Origin of the sequence: Nafulsella turpanensis ZLM-10 (genome assembly GCF_000346615.1) — a bacterium.
GTDB classification, from domain to species: domain Bacteria; phylum Bacteroidota; class Bacteroidia; order Cytophagales; family Cyclobacteriaceae; genus Nafulsella; species Nafulsella turpanensis.
In genome coordinates, this window is sequence record NZ_ANNU01000005.1 from 179,685 (window position 1) to 196,663 (window position 16,979).

At 46.7% G+C, this 16,979-nt stretch carries 17 protein-coding genes; 10 read left to right on the top strand and 7 right to left on the bottom strand.

Annotated features, from left to right (window positions below; translation table 11 throughout):
- Nucleotides 1-27: 27 nt before the first annotated feature.
- Nucleotides 28-165: a hypothetical protein gene (locus tag F752_RS26175; RefSeq protein WP_160164073.1), complete on the bottom strand. Its 138-nt coding sequence runs from the start codon at nucleotides 163-165 to the stop codon at nucleotides 28-30.
- Nucleotides 166-256: 91 nt separating this feature from the next.
- Between F752_RS26175 and F752_RS25145 the strand changes: the two genes are divergently transcribed.
- Nucleotides 257-640 carry a hypothetical protein gene (locus F752_RS25145; RefSeq protein WP_152424998.1) on the top strand — a complete coding sequence of 128 codons (384 nt, stop codon included), beginning with the start codon at nucleotides 257-259 and terminating at the stop codon, nucleotides 638-640.
- Nucleotides 641-669: 29 nt separating this feature from the next.
- On the opposite strand, the gene pheA is transcribed toward F752_RS25145, so the two are convergent.
- Complete coding sequence (pheA, locus tag F752_RS0102455; protein ID WP_017730143.1) at nucleotides 670-1,743, bottom strand: prephenate dehydratase; 1,074 nt, start codon at nucleotides 1,741-1,743, stop codon at nucleotides 670-672.
- A 131-nt stretch (nucleotides 1,744-1,874) separates the two neighbouring features.
- Nucleotides 1,875-3,338 (bottom strand): potassium/proton antiporter, encoded by a 1,464-nt coding sequence (locus tag F752_RS0102460; RefSeq protein WP_026135467.1) that lies wholly within the window; start codon nucleotides 3,336-3,338, stop codon nucleotides 1,875-1,877.
- Nucleotides 3,339-3,404: 66 nt separating this feature from the next.
- Between F752_RS0102460 and F752_RS26180 the strand changes: the two genes are divergently transcribed.
- On the top strand, nucleotides 3,405-3,581 hold the full coding sequence (locus F752_RS26180; RefSeq protein WP_160164074.1) for a hypothetical protein: 177 nt from the start codon (nucleotides 3,405-3,407) through the stop codon (nucleotides 3,579-3,581).
- 55 nt (nucleotides 3,582-3,636) lie between these two features.
- Here F752_RS26180 and F752_RS0102465 read toward each other — a convergent pair whose 3' ends face one another.
- Both F752_RS0102465 and F752_RS0102470 read right to left on the bottom strand, forming a co-directional pair.
- Entirely contained in the window at nucleotides 3,637-4,491 is an 855-nt protein-coding gene (locus tag F752_RS0102465) for a universal stress protein (RefSeq protein ID WP_017730145.1), read from the bottom strand.
- A gap of 21 nt (nucleotides 4,492-4,512) precedes the next feature.
- Entirely contained in the window at nucleotides 4,513-5,232 is a 720-nt protein-coding gene (locus F752_RS0102470; RefSeq protein ID WP_160164075.1) for a head GIN domain-containing protein, read from the bottom strand.
- Nucleotides 5,233-5,466: 234 nt separating this feature from the next.
- Between F752_RS0102470 and F752_RS0102475 the strand changes: the two genes are divergently transcribed.
- The 3 genes from F752_RS0102475 to rpiB all read left to right on the top strand — a co-directional run bounded on the left by F752_RS0102475 (nucleotide 5,467) and on the right by rpiB (nucleotide 8,333).
- Nucleotides 5,467-6,783 (top strand): serine hydroxymethyltransferase, encoded by a 1,317-nt coding sequence (locus F752_RS0102475; RefSeq protein ID WP_017730147.1) that lies wholly within the window; start codon nucleotides 5,467-5,469, stop codon nucleotides 6,781-6,783.
- 25 nt (nucleotides 6,784-6,808) lie between these two features.
- Nucleotides 6,809-7,726: a twin-arginine translocase subunit TatC gene (tatC, locus tag F752_RS0102480; RefSeq protein WP_017730148.1), complete on the top strand. Its 918-nt coding sequence runs from the start codon at nucleotides 6,809-6,811 to the stop codon at nucleotides 7,724-7,726.
- A 169-nt stretch (nucleotides 7,727-7,895) separates the two neighbouring features.
- Nucleotides 7,896-8,333 carry a ribose 5-phosphate isomerase B gene (gene rpiB / locus F752_RS0102485; protein WP_017730149.1) on the top strand — a complete coding sequence of 146 codons (438 nt, stop codon included), beginning with the start codon at nucleotides 7,896-7,898 and terminating at the stop codon, nucleotides 8,331-8,333.
- Here rpiB and F752_RS0102490 read toward each other — a convergent pair.
- On the bottom strand, nucleotides 8,330-9,757 hold the full coding sequence (locus F752_RS0102490; protein ID WP_017730150.1) for a hypothetical protein: 1,428 nt from the start codon (nucleotides 9,755-9,757) through the stop codon (nucleotides 8,330-8,332). The genes rpiB and F752_RS0102490 overlap by 4 nt on opposite strands.
- A 106-nt stretch (nucleotides 9,758-9,863) precedes the next feature.
- Here F752_RS0102490 and rbfA point away from each other — a divergent pair, with 106 nt between their 5' ends.
- The 3 genes from rbfA to F752_RS0102505 all read left to right on the top strand — a co-directional run bounded on the left by rbfA (nucleotide 9,864) and on the right by F752_RS0102505 (nucleotide 14,659).
- Nucleotides 9,864-10,235 (top strand): 30S ribosome-binding factor RbfA, encoded by a 372-nt coding sequence (rbfA, locus tag F752_RS0102495; protein ID WP_017730151.1) that lies wholly within the window; start codon nucleotides 9,864-9,866, stop codon nucleotides 10,233-10,235.
- Nucleotides 10,236-10,407: 172 nt separating this feature from the next.
- A complete protein-coding gene (locus F752_RS0102500) occupies nucleotides 10,408-11,631 on the top strand; it encodes an ABC transporter permease (protein WP_017730152.1) in 1,224 nt (407 codons plus the stop codon).
- 88 nt (nucleotides 11,632-11,719) lie between these two features.
- Complete coding sequence (locus tag F752_RS0102505; RefSeq protein ID WP_017730153.1) at nucleotides 11,720-14,659, top strand: DEAD/DEAH box helicase; 2,940 nt, start codon at nucleotides 11,720-11,722, stop codon at nucleotides 14,657-14,659.
- Between the two features lie 109 nt (nucleotides 14,660-14,768).
- On the opposite strand, the gene F752_RS0102510 is transcribed toward F752_RS0102505, so the two are convergent.
- Nucleotides 14,769-15,347, bottom strand: a complete 579-nt coding sequence (locus tag F752_RS0102510; protein WP_017730154.1) for a Crp/Fnr family transcriptional regulator — start codon at nucleotides 15,345-15,347, stop codon at nucleotides 14,769-14,771.
- A gap of 253 nt (nucleotides 15,348-15,600) precedes the next feature.
- Here F752_RS0102510 and F752_RS0102515 point away from each other — a divergent pair, with 253 nt between their 5' ends.
- Nucleotides 15,601-16,029 carry a DoxX family protein gene (locus F752_RS0102515; RefSeq protein WP_017730155.1) on the top strand — a complete coding sequence of 143 codons (429 nt, stop codon included), beginning with the start codon at nucleotides 15,601-15,603 and terminating at the stop codon, nucleotides 16,027-16,029.
- Between the two features lie 5 nt (nucleotides 16,030-16,034).
- The gene (locus F752_RS0102520) at nucleotides 16,035-16,937 is read left to right on the top strand and encodes a dioxygenase family protein (RefSeq protein WP_017730156.1); all 903 of its coding nucleotides are present in this window, start codon (nucleotides 16,035-16,037) and stop codon (nucleotides 16,935-16,937) included.
- The last annotated feature ends 42 nt before the right edge of the window (nucleotides 16,938-16,979 follow it).

Below are 16,979 nucleotides of genomic sequence, written 5' to 3' on the forward strand. Positions count from 1 at the left end.
CTTTAATAATTTTAGGATTCCCTTTTTTCACTTATTGATCAGCTGGCTAAGAGAAACCTGCCATTTGCTACAAAGAGCGGATGGCTCCTTTTCTGAAGCGGGGCAAATTTTAAGGCCAGTCAGCGCCAGCAGTAGTTTTATTCCTTTAATTTTAAAAGTTTTCATCTTTTCCATCGTTTTTAAACCACAGACTCTCCTTACTGGAAAAAGACGCAAAATTTCTTTCCTTTTCTTTCCTTTTTCGTATCCTAACAAAATGAAAAGATTTCCCCTCTTCGCTTTTACCTTTTTTCTTCTCCTTTTAAGCCAGCAATGTATGGGCCAGCAGGAACTGCCACAGGAATTATACAAAAAGTGGATTCATTCATATGAAGAGGACTCTGCCGGCTACCTGGTGTATCGTCCGGCCAGCTATGATTTTCCTCCCTCGCGGGGACGCAGGGGATTTGAGATACTTCCTGAAAAGGGCTTTATTCTTTACAAAATTGCTCCGGCCGATGGGTATCAGAAGGTAAAGGGAAGGTGGACCAGTCCTGAAAAAAACCACCTCCAGGTAGAGTTAGCCGGTAAAGGCGCTGAGAATTTTACGATACAGATTATAGAATACTCCGCCGATCGGCTGGTGGTGAAGAAGGAATAAACCTGATCAAAAATACCCCCAGCTGTAACCTACAACATTTTAACGTAGCTGCCCAGCCAGCGAACCGACTGCTGATGCTTTTCAAGAATTTGCTGAACCGCCGGATCGTCTCTGTGGCCGTCAAATTCTATGAAGAACCAGTAGTTGAAACTTTTCTCACCCCGCACCGGCCGGCTTTCAATTTTGGTAAGGTTAATGGAGGCTTTGTGGAAGTCCTGCAGAAAGGCCGCCAGGCTACCGGGCTGGTCGGGTAAATGGGCCAACAGAGTGGTTTTATCGTTCTTTCCCGGCTGGTTTACGATATCTTTTGCCAGAATTAAGAAGCGTGTCATGTTCGTGTCGGCATCTTCTACATTGTGGAAGAGCACCGGCAATTTAAAGCGCTTGGCCGCTACAGCCGAACAAAGAGCAGCATGCCCCCTGCCCTTCTCTTCTGCCAGTCGTGCCGCCTCTGAAGTCGAGCTTACCGGCACCTGCTGTACACCCTTGGGGAAATAGTTATGCGTAAACTCCCGGCACTGCCGAAAGGCAATATCTTTCGAGTACAGGGTATGCAGCTCCTCCACCCTGTCGGAGGCTGAGGCCAAGCAAAAATGGATCGGCTGGGGCAGTTCAGCGACTATCCTTAAGTTGAATTGCTGAAGGCAGTCCATGGTTTCAACTACTATCCCTTCCTGGTTATTCTCGATAGGCACCACACCAAAACGGGTTTTGTCAGTTTGTACTGCTTCAAAAACAGCCTTTATCGAAAGCATGGGAAGGTATTCACTTAGAGCGCCAAAACGGCTCTCGGCAGCCCCATGGGTAAAGGAACCATCGGGCCCCAGATAAGCCACCTTTTCGGGCAGCTCCAGATTACGGCTCAGCGCAAAAATTTCAAGAAAAACAGCTTCAATTGCTTCCCGATTCAGCAGGCCCTGTGTTTTTTGGTGCAGTCGTTCAATAATGGCGGCTTCACGCTCCGGGCGGTAAATAACACTCCGGCTACTCTGCTTTAATACGCCTACCTCCCGCACCACCTCCATGCGGGCATTCAGCAGCTGCAGCAGTTGATCATCGATAGCATCAATTTTCTGGCGAAGGGCATCTAACTCTTTTTCCATAGGAAGAATATTTACGCATGATCCCCAAGTGAATAAATATTTCTGCTATTCACAAGCATCTGCCCATTAACTTAAAGGAGGATTTAAATTTTTTCAACACTTCCTTTTCCTCTCTTTTAATTCCGCTAACCTTACTCTATTTCAAGGTTTTCATGCACCTCGTCCAGGCCCTCTTCATTTTCTGCCAGCACAATCAGCATATCCAGCGGCTGCAGAACGGTAGAACCATTGGGTGTAATGTACTTTCCATCGCGCCTGATCATGGCAATAATGGCGGTTTTAGGAAAGCCTAGCTCTACAATGGCTTTACCCACTGCAGCATTATCAGCAGGAACCTGTATTTCTGCCAGCTCGGTTTTAATGTTATCCGACAGCTCGATATCCAGTGGTGTTCTTCTTTTGGCTTTTTCCGGCACCGACACATGTAGCCATTTTGCCATTAAAGGAAGGGTGGTGCCCTGCAGCAGAACGGAAGTAACAGAGATGAAAAATACGATATTAAAAATCATATTCGCCTTCTCTACCCCTGCAATTAACGGATAAGTGGCAAACACTATAGGCACCGCGCCTCGTAATCCTACCCAAGAAATGAACAGTTTCTCTCTGTTTTTGAGGCCAAAGAAAGAGAGGCAAGCATACACGCTGATGGGACGGGCAATCAGAATCATAAAAACAGATATCAGCAGGCCAATGCCCATTACGGGGATAATCTGCTTTGGAAAAACTAGCAGCCCCAGAGTAAGGAAGAGCACAATTTGCATCAGCCATGCAAAACCATCGAAAAAGCGGATAATGGTTTTCTTGTGGATAATATCGTGGTTGCCGATGTAAACCGAAGCCAGGTAAATAGCCAGGAATCCGTTTCCTCCAATAGAATCCGTAAAGGAAAAGGTAAAACCCATTAAAGCAATTACCAGCACCGGGTAGAGACCTTCGAAATCCAGCCTTATTTTGTTAATGACTAACACACTCAGCTTCCCCATTCCAAGGCCAATCGCTGCACCAAAAATAATCTGCTTTAAGAAAAAAGGGATGACCGAAAGAAAATCCTGCTCCTGGCTTACCACCAGTGAGGTAAGCGTAACTGTGAGAAAGTAGGCCATAGGGTCGTTACTGCCACTTTCCAGCTCCAGCGTTGGGCGCAGGTTCTTTTTTAAGCCCACACTCTTCGCGCGTAAAATAGAAAATACGGCCGCTGCATCTGTAGAGGAAACAATCGAGCCTAAAAGAAGACCTTCCAGAAAGCTAAATTCGGTTACCAGCCATACAAAAGCACCTACGGCAAAAGTTGTGAGCAGCACCCCAAGCGTCGATAGCATAGCGCCCCGGCCCAGCACCGGCTTAATAGACTCCCACTTGGTATCGAGCCCACCGGAAAAGAGAATAAAGTTTAGCGCCAGCACACCAATAAATTGGGCTGTAACCGGGCTATCGAATTGAATTTTACCTACTCCCTCGGAACCGGCCAGCATTCCTACAATAAGGAAGAAGATAAGGGTGGGAACTCCGAAACGGTAAGAGGTTTTTCCGGCCAGTATACTGATAAAAAGCAGAATAGAGCCAATGAGTAGTATGTTCTCTATGGTTAAGGTCATAATTTCGATCTTGCTTAAAAAAGTAGCTGCAAGGTAGTAATACATGCCCAATTAAAAGGTAGGGGCATGAGCATTGGATGCATCATTCAGTTGAATGCCCAGTCGGGCTGTGGCGGAGTTGGGGGCTTTTCAGCAGCCGGCATTAGTAAAGAGAATAGGACCAATACAGCATCGCCCATAGGGAAGCCTGCCGGTCGTAAACATCCGGGATGCTTAGCCATCCTAATCAGGTGCTTTTCTTAAATGGAGCAGCAAACAAACATTAAGGCTGCCGGAGTTAAATCCTGGCAGAGGGGGCTTATTTTACCTCATGCATGTTAATTGTCAGTACCGGCACGCTGGCCTCCCTGATTACATCTTCGGCCACACTATGCGATAAAAGGGCACTTAAACCATCGCGGCCATGGGTAATCACCGCAATCATATCGGCGCCTACTTTTGCCGCATATCTTTTTATGCCATCTTCTACATCATTGTCATCAATTACCGCTACACTGTAGTTCTGTTCCAGCCCCTGTTCCCTGGCATAGGCTTCCAGCTCCGAAGCCGACTTTTGGACCTTACTGCTTTTTGTAACATGCAGCAGGTGAAGTTTAGCCCTAAGCTTACTCGCCACGCTTTTCAGGAGGCGGGCGCTGGCACTGGCTTTTTTATTCATGTCGGTTGCCCATACCACATTACGAATATCTGCAATATGGTCATTTACCTTTACGGAAAGTACCGGCACATCAGCCACTCGAATAACCTGTTCGGTATGGTTGCCAAGGAAATACTCTTCCAGGGTATTTTCACCACTGGTCCCCATTACAATCAGGTCAACCTCATGGTTTTTCAGGAAATCATCGACCACTTCCTGCATCTCGCCAATTTCCATAAAGGTACGTATTTCTACTCCTTCTGTAGCATAAGCCAGACCCTGCTCCTGCAGCCGTTGTTGGTTGCGCCGGATGAGCTCTACCATATAACGATCTTCTTCGGCAGGAAGCTGCGAAGCGATATCGCCGGAGGCAGAAAAGCGTCCACCGGAAGTCGAAAGTTCCGTATTGAGCAGGAGAATTTCTGCCCCTCCCAATTGCCTGGCTATGCGCACCGCCGTTTCAAGTCCCTTTTTGGCAATATCTGAAAAGTCGGTTAGTACAAGTATCTTTTCCATGTTTTAGTTGATAAGTAGCTGTTAATTCTCTTTTATCCGGGTAACGCCCCCGAGGCCTGTTATTTCACTGCTAATATTTTCCGGATCGCCCTTAACCCGGATACCTCCTACCCCGCTTACCTCAGCTTCCAGACTTTCAGTTACAAATACGCCTGCACTACCAAAGCCGCTCAGGTATATTTCGCAACGTTCGCTCTCCAGCTCCAGCGCATCCAGGCTACCAGCACCACTTAGCTCCAGCCGTTGTTCCTCTGCCTCTCCGTATAAATTAATGGAGCCAGCCCCGCCCAGCCGGAGGTTCAGTTCATTTACCTGCAGGCCCAGGTCGAGCAGGCCTGCTCCTTCTACCACTATTCTCAGCTCATCTGTTTCCAGCATCCCTTCGTTGAATATTTTAGCAGCACCACCAATTTTAACTTCGTGCAAATCCAGATAAGTGATAAGCAGCTTGGTTCCTTCGCTGGCTTCAATTTCCTCCACGTTTTTTATCGTCAGTGTGTTTCCCTCCACCACTGCTTCTATATACTTATGTAGGTTCTCGTCTGTTTCAATCGCAACCCGTGGGTTAGTACCTTCCTGTAAAACAATTTCATACTCTCCTTCTACCTCCAGCGCCGAAAAAGGTCCTACATTCCTTATTTCGGAAGTAATGGTACCATTACCGGTTTCATGAATCCCTTTATCGCAAGCAGGCAGGAGCAGGAACACACCTGAAATGGCCGTCAGTAAGCCTTTTTTCATTATAAAATTCTCTAAAACATCTCTATAGTAAAATTGAAAATTTTCCTGAACCATCAAAGTAATCTCCTAAAAATTCCTTTCGCAAAAGGAGGCAAAAAAAGAACTCCGTTTACCCCACACTTGTTAGAACAGGGCAAAAAGACAGGGTCGTGAAGATATAGCGGTTGGTTTTGGCAATATGGGAGGTAACACCTAATTTTACAGCTTTATTTTTACTACCTGAAAAACAACATTATGAGCAAGTCATCCACTACTGTACAGGCCAGCGCCCACACCTTTGAGCGTGATGAACAGATTTTTTCCCTGATTAACGAGGAGCGGGAGCGCCAGGAAAGAGGCATAGAGCTGATTGCTTCGGAAAACTTTACCTCCCCGCAGGTAATGGAAGCAGCCGGCAGCGTACTTACCAATAAGTATGCCGAAGGCCTGCCAGGCAAGCGTTACTATGGTGGATGCGAGGTTGTCGATGAGGTAGAACAGCTGGCGATTGACCGGCTAAAAGAATTATTTGGAGCTACATGGGCCAATGTGCAGCCACATTCCGGCGCACAGGCCAATGCCGCAGTGATGTTGGCCTGCCTTCAGCCCGGCGATAAAATACTGGGCTTTGACCTGTCGCACGGCGGTCATCTTACGCATGGTTCATCGGTTAACTTTTCCGGAAAGCTGTACAACCCCGTTTTTTACGGAGTGGAAAAGGAAACAGGGCTCATTGACTGGGAAAAAGTAGCCGAAAAGGCCCGCGAAGAAAAACCTAAAATGATTATCTGTGGCGCTTCGGCCTATAGCCGCGACTGGAACTATAAACGTTTGCGCGAAATTGCCGACGAAGTAGATGCTCTGTTACTAGCTGATATTTCGCATACAGCCGGCCTTATCGCCAAAGGGCTGCTTAACGACCCAATACCACACTGCCACATTGTAACCACCACCACCCATAAAACCCTTCGCGGCCCACGCGGCGGGGTAATTATGATGGGCAAGGATTTTGAAAACCCGTTTGGCATTAAAACGCCTAAAGGAGATGTCCGTATGATGTCGAGCCTGCTAGATTCAGGAGTATTCCCCGGCACCCAAGGAGGTCCGCTGGAGCATATTATTGCCGCTAAAGCTGTTGCTTTTCAGGAGGCGCTTTCTGATAACTATATGCAGTATACCCTACAGGTAATTAAGAATGCCCAGGCTATGGCAAAAGCGTTTATGGACAAAGGCTATAAAGTAATATCGGGCGGTACCGACAACCACCTGATGCTGATTGACCTACGCAGCAAGGAAGGCTTAACCGGTAAAATTGCTGAAAATGCACTCGTAGAAGCTGATATTACCGTTAATAAAAACATGGTTCCTTTCGACGATAAGTCTCCTTTCGTTACCTCAGGTATCCGTATTGGCACCCCTGCCATTACCACCCGCGGTATGAAGGAAGAACATATGCCACGCATAGTGGAGCTGATCGACAGGGTACTCATGAACCACGACAAGGAAGAAGTTTTAGAGGAAGTTGCAGAAGAAGTGAATGAGTGGATGCAGCAGTTTCCGCTCTACAAATAACTATTGAGAAGGAGGAGAGAGACCCGTGTCTGAAGAAAAAGAAATGTCGTTTGTAGACCACCTGGAGGAGCTCAGGTGGCACATTATTCGTTCGCTGGCGGCCATAATGGTGTTTGCCATTGCTGCCTTTGTCATGAAGGACTTTGTATTCCACGAGGTAATACTGGCTCCTTCGCGAACGGATTTCTGGACATATCGAGCGCTATGCGATTGGGGAGGCTATTTTGGAACAGAAGCTTTCTGTATCGATGAGCTACCCTTTATCCTGCAAAGCCGACAAATGACGGGGCAGTTTACCATGCACCTCACCGCCTCCTTTGTCATCGGACTTATCATTGCCTTTCCGTATGCTTTCTGGGAAATCTGGCGATTTATCAGTCCCGCACTGCACTCAAACGAAAAGAACGTTAGTCAGGGCTCAGTGTTCTTCGTAAGCCTGCTGTTTATATTGGGCATTATGTTCGGATACTACATCGTTTCACCGCTCTCCATCAACTTCCTGGCCAATTATCAGGTAGACCCGAGCGTGCTTAACGAGTTCGATATCGCTTCCTACATCTCTACACTTTCGATGATGGTGCTTACCTGCGGACTGATGTTTCAGCTCCCGGTAGTAGTGTACTTTCTTACTAAAACCGGTGTGGCCACCCCACAACTCATGAGAGATTACCGGAGAATTGCCATTGTCGTGATTCTTATTGTTTCGGCTGTGTTAACCCCACCCGATGTAATGAGTCAGATACTGATTTCATTGCCGCTACTGGTGTTATACGAAATAAGCATCTATGTAAGTGCCTTTATTCTGCGGAAAGAGAAACGGAAGGAAGCTGCCGCCCTTGCAAGACTGGAGCAAAGGGAGAAAGCCTATGAAGAAAGAAACAATAACAGTAAAGGTAAGGACGAGGACGATAACCGCCACGTACCACTCGACCAGCGGTTTTAACCTTTAAAGTTTAAAACCGCTGGTAAACCAGACAGGCTCAGCAGGAGAAAAATCGCTCCTGCTGAGCCTGTCGTCATTTTGGGCAAAGGCATCGATAGGATGTTAGCACAACTCTTTTTATTTTCGTGCAGACGAACAGCTATGCTAAACCCATTAAACATCATATACCATGTTATTCAGAAAAATAGCCATTGGCGGCGACCATGCCGGTTACGAATATAAAGAGAAGCTACGGAAGGCGCTGGAAGAAAAAGGCCATGAAGTAAAAGACTTTGGTCCGTATAGTGCCGATTCAGTTGATTACCCCGATTTCGCGCACCCTCTTTCCAAAGCAGTTGCGGAAGGTGAGTACGATGCCGGTGTTTTAATATGCGGCAGTGGTAATGGGGTGGCTATTACGGCCAACAAGCACCAGGATATACGCGCGGCTCTTTGCTGGAACGAGGAACTGGCCGCACTGGCCCGCCAGCATAACAATGCCAATGTATTGTGCCTCCCCAGCCGCTTTGTAGCTTATGAACTGGCCGAAAAAATGACTAACACCTTTATGGATACCGAATTTGAAGGGGGCCGCCATGGGCGCCGGGTCGGTAAAATCAGCTGCTAATTGGCACTGTCTGCCTCTAAAATATACACATGCGGATACCGGTCAGCTGGCCGGTATTTGCTTTTTAAGATAGGCATACGTTCAAAAACAGCCGGCATTAAACCAACATCGTCGACAATTACCTGTGGTGCCTCCTGGCTCAGGTTCCTGTAAACGGCCAGCAGATTCTGGTAATAGTTGAGGCTGGTAAACTGCTCTTCGCTAAGTGTCCAGTCGAGGTAAGGCGTTGCCAGCCGTGCCTCCTTGTACAGGCTCAAGTCGTGACCCAGGAACAGTATTACCTTCCCTTCCACTAATGCCTGCTCCGGCCTTTCTTCCACCTCCAGCTCCTCAAAGTTGGTATATTCAGTTACATACGGAATGGAATCAGCCAACAGATAGTAGTTGAGGCCCAGTAGCAAAACAGCAAAACCAAGGAAGTAAAGCTCTGCCTTTAGCCTGTTCCGAAACAGCATAAAGTACTGGCTGATGTAGAAAGAAAGCGGTGGCAGCAACAGCATGAAGTGGAAAGTAGACTTTTCAGGAGAGAAAAGAATGGCCACTATACCCATTAGCAGGTAGTAAAAAAGGGACTGCTGCAACCTCACCTGGTAGTTGTTGAAAGCGTGGGAATTGTTGTAGCGGTAGATGCTAATCAGCAAAAACAAGAGCGGGATAAGCGCTACCAGCAGCAGGCTGGGGATGTTGAGGTAGTTATCCTCGGGCAGCAGGGCAAAAGAACCGATGTATTGCCAGTAAAGGCTGTCGAGCCCGTATTGCCAGGAGTAGTAAAGCATAAAAGCAGCCAGAGGCAGAATAAAACCAATTAGTAACAGCAGGTACTGCCGTGGTTTAGTACCTGTAAAAATGAGGAGCGAGAAAATAAATGCCACCAGCAGGCTTATGCTTTGCAGGTAAAATAAGCCGGCAAGGCCGGTATAGAGGCCCAGAAAGAGAATGGTCTCGTCGCTTCCGGCCCCCACAATCTGCCGGAAAAGGTTTCGCACCGCCAGTAGCAGAAATGTAAGGCTTAATAACACCGGCGAAAGCGCATAAAAGTCGTAAAAGATATTGGCCAGCAGCATATAAAAGAGAGAAGGCACGAAGGTGCTTTCATTATAGGCCTTGTAGCGGATGAGCGTGGTATTAAAGATATAGGCCTGCACCACCACCAGCAGGGCAGAAAGAAAATAGTACGCCAGCTGAGAACGCCCGAAGAGGAAGTCGACCAGCCAGTAAACCATGGCCGAGAGAGGACCCAGATCGTCCCATACGCCAATATAGAGGGTGTCGCCGGCCGCAATGTTTTCGCCCAGCAGCATCCAGCCCAGCTCAGGCTGCAGCAATGGCACCCACCCTAACCAGGCAGGCAGTCGTATAAGAAGGAGAAGTATAAATATACCGATAATGCGGTAAGGGTCGTTTAGTCTGAAGAAGCTAATCAAAGGAATGCGATTTGCGGAAAATTTTGAACCAGTTTTTAAACTCAGAACAAAAACGAAATTAGTTTATTTTTTAGACAACTAATAAATATATTACAATATTTGCAGCATGAGTGAAAGTAAGAGACAACAGAAATTTGCGCGCTTATTGCAGAAGGAATTAAGCGAAGTTTTTCAGCGCGACATAAAGCATTTATTAAAGAATACCTTTGTTACCGTTACCAGCATCCGGATGAGCCCGGACTTAAGTGTGGCAAAAGTTGACTTAAGCTTCATGCTGGCCCCTAACCCGCAACAGATACTGGAAACCCTTAATGAACATAAAAGCGAAGTACGAGGGGCCCTGGGCCGCCGGATTGGCAAAGATGTACGCCACATTCCTGAGCTCATTTTTTACCTGAACGAAGGTGCCGACTATGCCTCCCGGATGGACAGGATCATCAACGACCTCAATATCCCGCCTGCCGATGAGGAGGAGTAAGAAGAAGGCTTTGAGACCTGAGGAGTGTGACAGGAAAGTGAAGGGAAGGACGTAAGTTTTAAACCGTTAATCCTGAAACTAAAAGAGATAAAGCCATCTGCAGGTACAGGGTATTGCCAAGATCCATTACCATCCGCGAATAACTATCAACTAATAACGACTAAAACTCAGTTTGAACCTTTCATTTTTTATTGCCCGGCGGTATTTTCGCTCCAGAAAAAAGAAAACCTTTATCAACATCATTTCCATTATTTCCATGCTCGTAGTAGCCGTGGGAACAATGGCGCTTATTGTTGTGCTGTCGGTTTTTAACGGGCTGGAAGGACTTATCCGCTCTCTTTACAATACATTCGATGCGGAGCTGCGAATTGTAGCCGAAAAGGGAAAAACCTTTGAGCTGAGTACCGAGCTACTGGAGCTGGTGCAAAATACAGAGGGGGTGGTAAGTATAGCCGAGGTGGCAGAAGATAATGCCTTGGTACGCTACCAGGACTCGGAGAAAGTTGTAAAGATTAAGGGTGTCAGCAAAGAGTTTTTAGACCAGCAACGGCTCGACCAGGCTATAATGCAGGGAGAACTACAGCTGAAGAATGGTGAAATTCCTTTGGCTGTAGTAGGGGCCGGCATTCGAAATGAACTTTCTATTTCGCTGGAAAATGACTTTTATGCCCTTCGTGTTTATTACCCACGAAATGTGCGACCAGGCACCCTTAACCCCAGCAAGTATTACACACAGCAAAATATTAAGCCTTCTGCTGTCTTTAGCATTGAAAAGCAATACGACGACAACTACATTTTTGTACCTCTCGATTTTGCTTTAAAGCTCTTCGACTACGGCAACCGCCGTTCGGCTCTGGAAATTGCTGTTGGCCCCACCCACTCCATCGATGAAGTACAGGCGAAGCTACAGGAAAAATTACCGGCGGGTTTTCTGGTGCAGAACAGCGATCAGCAACACAGCAGCCTGCTCAAGGCAATTAAAATAGAAAAGCTGTTTGTGTACATTGCCTTTACCTTCATTCTGGCCATTGCTTCTTTTAACATCTTTTTTGCGCTTACCATGCTGGCCATCGATAAGCGCAAAGATGTGGCCGTGCTGCTCGCCATGGGTGCCAGCAGCGGGCTCATCAAAAAAATATTTTTAGCCGAGGGAGCCATTATTGCCTTTAGCGGGGCGCTTATTGGCAGTGGCCTCGGTATTGCCATTTGCCTGATACAGGAGCATTACGGCCTTGTAGGCATGGGCATGCAAACAGCAGTCAAGAGTGCTTACCCGGTAGAACTTCAAATTACTGATCTGCTGTTTACAGCTCTCAGTATTATCCTCATCACTTTTTTAGCCTCCTTTCGTCCCGCTTCTATCGCTTCGAAAACAAGTATTCCCTCTCATATATAGGTTTTTAAATAAAAAAATATAAATTTACAATCTTATAACGTAAATTTTTTTCTCTTTCATTACTTTGCGGGTTACTTCCCATTTTTAAATGAAAGTTTCTACTACCAAACCGTTTCAAATCATATACTCCCTGTTTGCACACGAGTATCTGGGCTATCTATTTGAGTCCTTCGCAGTGCAGCTGGATGAAATGGGACGGCTTTCATTTTTGCATCAGAATATTTCTGCTAAAAATGCTCCTGAGTTCGCTTCGGGCCTCGATGAAGCAGACTATCAACTCATCCGGCTCATGGACTCTATGCAGCAGGAGGCAATTATCCGGCAGTTCTACAATAAAAAAATAAAGCCGAACGATTTCTTCCTGAAAATTTATGACAAGGAAAAAGGGAATACCGCCCTGCAGGAAGAAATAGAGGCCTACCTCGAAAAAAAGCGTGCCCAGATACTCCAGCACATCCGGCACAAAATGCTCTTCGAGATGGGGAATGACGGAGAACCAGCCTGGAGAAAAATAGACATAGCACCCGAAAAAGCCACTGTGCTTTTCCATTTTCGCCGTAATGAAACCAACACCCACTATTTTCCCACCATTAAGTACGCAGGAGAAAAGCTGGAATGGCAGTATAAAGGCGCTTATCTTATTTGTAAGGAGCCCGCCTGGCTCGTCCTTAATAACTGCCTCTACGGCTTCGAAAACGAGGTAGACGGCAAGAAGCTCCAGCCCTTTCTCAATAAAAAGTTTATTGAAATACCTAAAAAAGTAGAAGACACCTACTATCGAAAATTCGTGGCCCCGCTCGTAGGCCAGTTTGATGTATACGCCAAGGGCTTCCGGATTAATACGCTTGCTCCCAAACCACAGCCGGTGCTTACCTTTTCTGAGCTGCAGGCTGCACAGGCCGCTGAACTGAGCCTCTACCAGCAGACCAATGGCAGTAATGGCTCGGCAGATGAAGGTAAAATTGTTTTCAACCTCTCCTTCCGTTATGGCGATTACCTCTTTAAAGCCGAGAGTACAGCCGATACCAGCGTTCGGGTAGAACAGCAGGAAGACGACTACACCTTCCATAAGGTAAAGCGAAGCCCGGAAATGGAAAAGGCCTGTACCCGTTATCTGCGGGAGTTGGGACTGGAGTTGCGCCATGCACGGGCGACACAGCCAAAAATTAAAGCCTTCTCGTGGTTAAGCAGGCACCGTACTGCCCTGGAAGAAGAAGGCTTTAGCGTATACCAAAACAAGACAGACCAGAAAAGATATTTCCTGGGCGAATCGCACATTAGCATAGAGGTAAAGGAAAACATCGACTGGTTCGATATCTATGCCATTATTCGCTTTGGCGAATACGAAATCAGCTTTAATGAGCTGCGGAAGTATCTGCATCGCAAGCAGCTTGAAATAAAACTGCCTAATGGCGAAATTGCTGTTATCCCCGAAAAATGGCTTACAGACTACTCTGAGCTCTTTGCATTTGCGGAGGAAGGGAAGAACGGGCAGGAAGGCATGATGCTGCGAAAACACCACCTGGCACTGGTACAGGACCTGCAAAACGGGCAGCTGGCCAAGGTTACCATTAGCAATAAGCTACAAAAACTTCGTGGTTTTCAGGAAATTGAAGATTATCCGCTCCCAATCAAATTCAAAGGCCAACTCCGCCCCTACCAGAAAGCAGGTTATAACTGGCTGCAGTTCCTCAACAAATACAATTTTGGCGGCTGCCTGGCCGACGACATGGGCCTTGGCAAAACCGTTCAAACACTGGCCATGCTGCAGGCGCAAAAGGAGGACGGTAATGGAGGAAGCTCGCTATTGGTAATGCCTACGTCGCTCATTTATAACTGGGAAATGGAGGCTCGCAAATTTACACCTAACCTTCGGGTACACGTATACACCGGCACCAATCGTAATAAAGATGTTAGCCGCTTCCAGAATTATGACCTGGTGCTGACCTCCTACGGAATTACCAGGCTGGATGTGGAGGAGCTAAAGAAATACTACTTCAACTACATTATTCTGGATGAATCGCAGGCCATTAAAAACCCCACCTCCAATATTGCCAAGGCCGTACGCGAACTTAACTGCCGCAATCGCCTTATCCTTACCGGTACGCCACTGGAAAACAGCACACTTGACCTCTGGTCGCAAATGCATTTTATTAACCCAGGCCTGCTGGGCAACCAAAGCTTCTTCAGGAACGAATTCCTGAACCCGATTGAGAAGAAGCAGGATGAAGAGAAAATCAGCAAGCTGTTCTCCATTATTAAGCCTTTTATCCTGCGCCGACAAAAGACACAGGTAGCCACTGAGCTGCCGGCAAAGATTGAGAACATCCAGTACAGCAGCATGACCACCCAGCAGGAAGACCGCTATGAGGAGGCAAAGAATTATTATCGCAGCAAAATTCTCGACCAGATCGACCTCCACGGAGTAAAAAAATCGCACTTTATGCTGCTTCAAGGTCTTACCAAACTGCGCCAGATTGCCAACCACCCTTCTATGGTTGATGAAGAATATCCCGGCGATAGCGGCAAAATGCAGGATGTAACCCACATGCTGCAGAATGCAGTGAGCAAGGGCCACAGCATTTTGGTTTTTAGCCAGTTTGTAAAGCACCTGAACCTGCTGCGAAAGTACCTGGACAGCAAAAAAATGGAATATGCCTATCTCGATGGCGGCACCAAAGACAGGATGGAGCAGGTACAGCGCTTCCAGACAGATGAAAAACTGCGCATTTTCCTCATCTCGCTCAAAGCCGGTGGCGTAGGCCTTAACCTCACCAAAGCCGATTATGTCTTTATTCTCGACCCATGGTGGAATCCGGCTATTGAGCAACAGGCAGTAGACCGCGCCCACCGTATCGGGCAGGAAAACAGGGTATTTACTTATAAGTTTATTACCCGCGATACCGTAGAGGAAAAAATTCTGGCATTACAACAAAGGAAAGTCCAACTGGCCGACAACCTTATTACCACCGAAGAAAGCTTTGTCAAGAACCTGAGCAAGGAGGATATTAACAGTCTGCTGGCTTAATGCTTTTGAAATAACCTTCTGTAGCTGGTTTCACATTTTCTGTTTCCAGATCTTAACCTGCAAGGAAGTTTAGGTTTCCTGATCAAACCCAGGCAGTGACCTATCAGATTTACCTTCCGGCTAATTCTTTGCGGATACGGCTTAACGATTCCGGAGTCAGCCCAAGGTAAGAAGCAATCATCCATAGTGGCAAACGGAGTGCAAGGGTCGGATAAGTCCTGATAAAGGCAAGGTAGCGTTGTTCTCCACTCTCGCTAAGCTGACTGACCAGACGTTTCTGGAAGGAACGAAGGCTGTTAATCAGCGCCTGATCCATAAAGGGGCGTGCTTCAGGCACTATTCGATAGAGCGATTCTAAGAAGGAAGGATCCATGGACAAAAAAGAAGTGTCCTCTATTGCATCAATGAAATACATTGCAGGCTCTTTTTTATACAAGCTGATCTGTTCCGAAATCCACCAGTTTTCCGGTGCAAACTGGATAATGTGTTCCCTGCCCTTAGTATCAATAACATAGCTTCGCAAACACCCGCTGAGTACAAAACTGGTATACTGACACACCTCTCCAACCCTTAGCAGAATCTGCCCTTTTTTCACCTGCTTTACTTTTAAAAGTGGTTCCAGCTGTGAAAGCTGGGTTTCAGTTACAGTTAACCTGGTCCGTAAATAATCAAAAAATGGCTCAATCATACTTTAATTTAAATTACTTCAGCCAGGCCGTAACCCACGGATGGCTGACTTACTGAAAGACCTGAGCCCACCCTGGGGCAAGGTTTTATAGGACTGCCAGCTTCCTGAATCTCATGCCAGTATCTTTTTTTCCTTTGAAGTGACTTTCCCTCTTTTCTTAACATAGATCAAGGCGGCGGCGGCATACTCACTATACCTTTGTAGCATTTGTAGCACAAGATAAGTAAAAAACAAAATTCAAATCATAACGAATATGTCAACGCACACCACAACAACCCCACAAAACCGCTCTAAAGTACTCCACATCAGCCTTTGGGTGGCCCAGGTGCTGTTAGCCGCCATGTTCATCATGGCTGGTTTTCCTAAAGTAGTCCAACCCATTGAACAGCTCTCGCAAATGCTCCCATGGGCCAGTGAGGCTCCTGTAGCACTAATCCGTTTTATTGGCATTAGTGAAATACTGGGTGGCCTTGGCCTGATACTTCCTGCACTGCTTCGCATTAAACCACAGCTTACTGCATGGGCTGCAATAGGTTTGGTAGCCGTCATGATTTTTGCAGCCATCTTTCACGCATCAAGAGGTGAATTCTCCGCAATTGGAATGAACGTGATTCTTGCCCTGGTGGCTGCTTTTATTGCATGGGGGTGGTTTAAGAAAATACCCATTCTTCCTAAAGCCTGATTGGCATGGATCGTACAAAATTTCTGCAAACGCTTTTTGCATTTTCCGCTATGAGTACCTTAAGTAGTTTTAAAAATTTTACCGATATGCTTCCCAGGCAAAGCAAGCTGATGCCTGTGCTGTTTACCTCACACGGAAGCCCTATGGATATTCCCCTTACCAAAGAGGAGAAACCTTTCTGGAACACCTTATTTGAATTAGGCCTGCAGTTACAAAATAAATATGAGATAAAGGCGGCCTTAATAGTCTCAGCCCACTGGTGCACCAAAGGTACCTTTGTAAACATCTCTCCCGAGCAGGAGCAGATTTATGACTACTACGGCTTTCCGAAGGAATATTACCAGGTAAAGTATCAGGCTAACGGTGCTCCCGCCATTGCCCGGGAGGTAAAGAAAATTGTTCCTTCGGTAAAGGAAACTCCCGAGTGGGGCTTAGACCATGGCGCATGGCCAATGCTGATGCACTTATTCCCGCAGGCCAACGTGCCTGTGTTCCAGATGAGCATTGACTATCATGCAAAACCGGAATACCATTACGAGCTGGGAAAACAACTGAAATCTCTTCGGGAAAAGGGCGTACTCATTATTGGCAGCGGCTCGCTGATCCATAATCTGCAGTTAGCCGGACAAAAATTCAGGACGGGGGATATGACGCCCTTTGGCTGGGAAGACGACTATGACCAGTGGCTCAAAAAGCAACTGGACGAGCGAAATATAAAGAATATGATCAATTACGAAAGCAGCCATTCGCTTGGAAAGCTGGCTTCTCCAACCCCTGATCATTATGTACCTGTACTTTATAGCTTAGGCTTGATCGACCAAAAAGATGAGCTGAAGCATTTCTATGAGGGAAGTGTAAATCTACCTGCCTTCAGTGAGCGTAGCTTCATTATGGAAAACCATGCGTAGTAATTTAACCTCTGGTTACCAGGTTTATATTCTGGTCTAACC

Excerpts from the sequence above, each read along its gene's own strand:
- F752_RS26175 (WP_160164073.1), bottom strand. The coding sequence starts at position 165 with ATGAAAACTTTTAAAATTAAAGGAATAAAACTACTGCTGGCGCTGACT.
- F752_RS25145 (WP_152424998.1), top strand. The coding sequence starts at position 257 with ATGAAAAGATTTCCCCTCTTCGCTTTTACCTTTTTTCTTCTCCTTTTA.
- pheA (WP_017730143.1), bottom strand. The coding sequence starts at position 1,743 with ATGGAAAAAGAGTTAGATGCCCTTCGCCAGAAAATTGATGCTATCGAT.
- F752_RS0102460 (WP_026135467.1), bottom strand. The coding sequence starts at position 3,338 with ATGACCTTAACCATAGAGAACATACTACTCATTGGCTCTATTCTGCTT.
- F752_RS26180 (WP_160164074.1), top strand. The coding sequence starts at position 3,405 with ATGAGCATTGGATGCATCATTCAGTTGAATGCCCAGTCGGGCTGTGGC.
- F752_RS0102465 (WP_017730145.1), bottom strand. The coding sequence starts at position 4,491 with ATGGAAAAGATACTTGTACTAACCGACTTTTCAGATATTGCCAAAAAG.
- F752_RS0102470 (WP_160164075.1), bottom strand. The coding sequence starts at position 5,232 with ATGAAAAAAGGCTTACTGACGGCCATTTCAGGTGTGTTCCTGCTCCTG.
- F752_RS0102475 (WP_017730147.1), top strand. The coding sequence starts at position 5,467 with ATGAGCAAGTCATCCACTACTGTACAGGCCAGCGCCCACACCTTTGAG.
- rpiB (WP_017730149.1), top strand. The coding sequence starts at position 7,896 with ATGTTATTCAGAAAAATAGCCATTGGCGGCGACCATGCCGGTTACGAA.
- rbfA (WP_017730151.1), top strand. The coding sequence starts at position 9,864 with ATGAGTGAAAGTAAGAGACAACAGAAATTTGCGCGCTTATTGCAGAAG.
- F752_RS0102505 (WP_017730153.1), top strand. The coding sequence starts at position 11,720 with ATGAAAGTTTCTACTACCAAACCGTTTCAAATCATATACTCCCTGTTT.
- F752_RS0102510 (WP_017730154.1), bottom strand. The coding sequence starts at position 15,347 with ATGATTGAGCCATTTTTTGATTATTTACGGACCAGGTTAACTGTAACT.
- F752_RS0102515 (WP_017730155.1), top strand. The coding sequence starts at position 15,601 with ATGTCAACGCACACCACAACAACCCCACAAAACCGCTCTAAAGTACTC.
- F752_RS0102520 (WP_017730156.1), top strand. The coding sequence starts at position 16,035 with ATGGATCGTACAAAATTTCTGCAAACGCTTTTTGCATTTTCCGCTATG.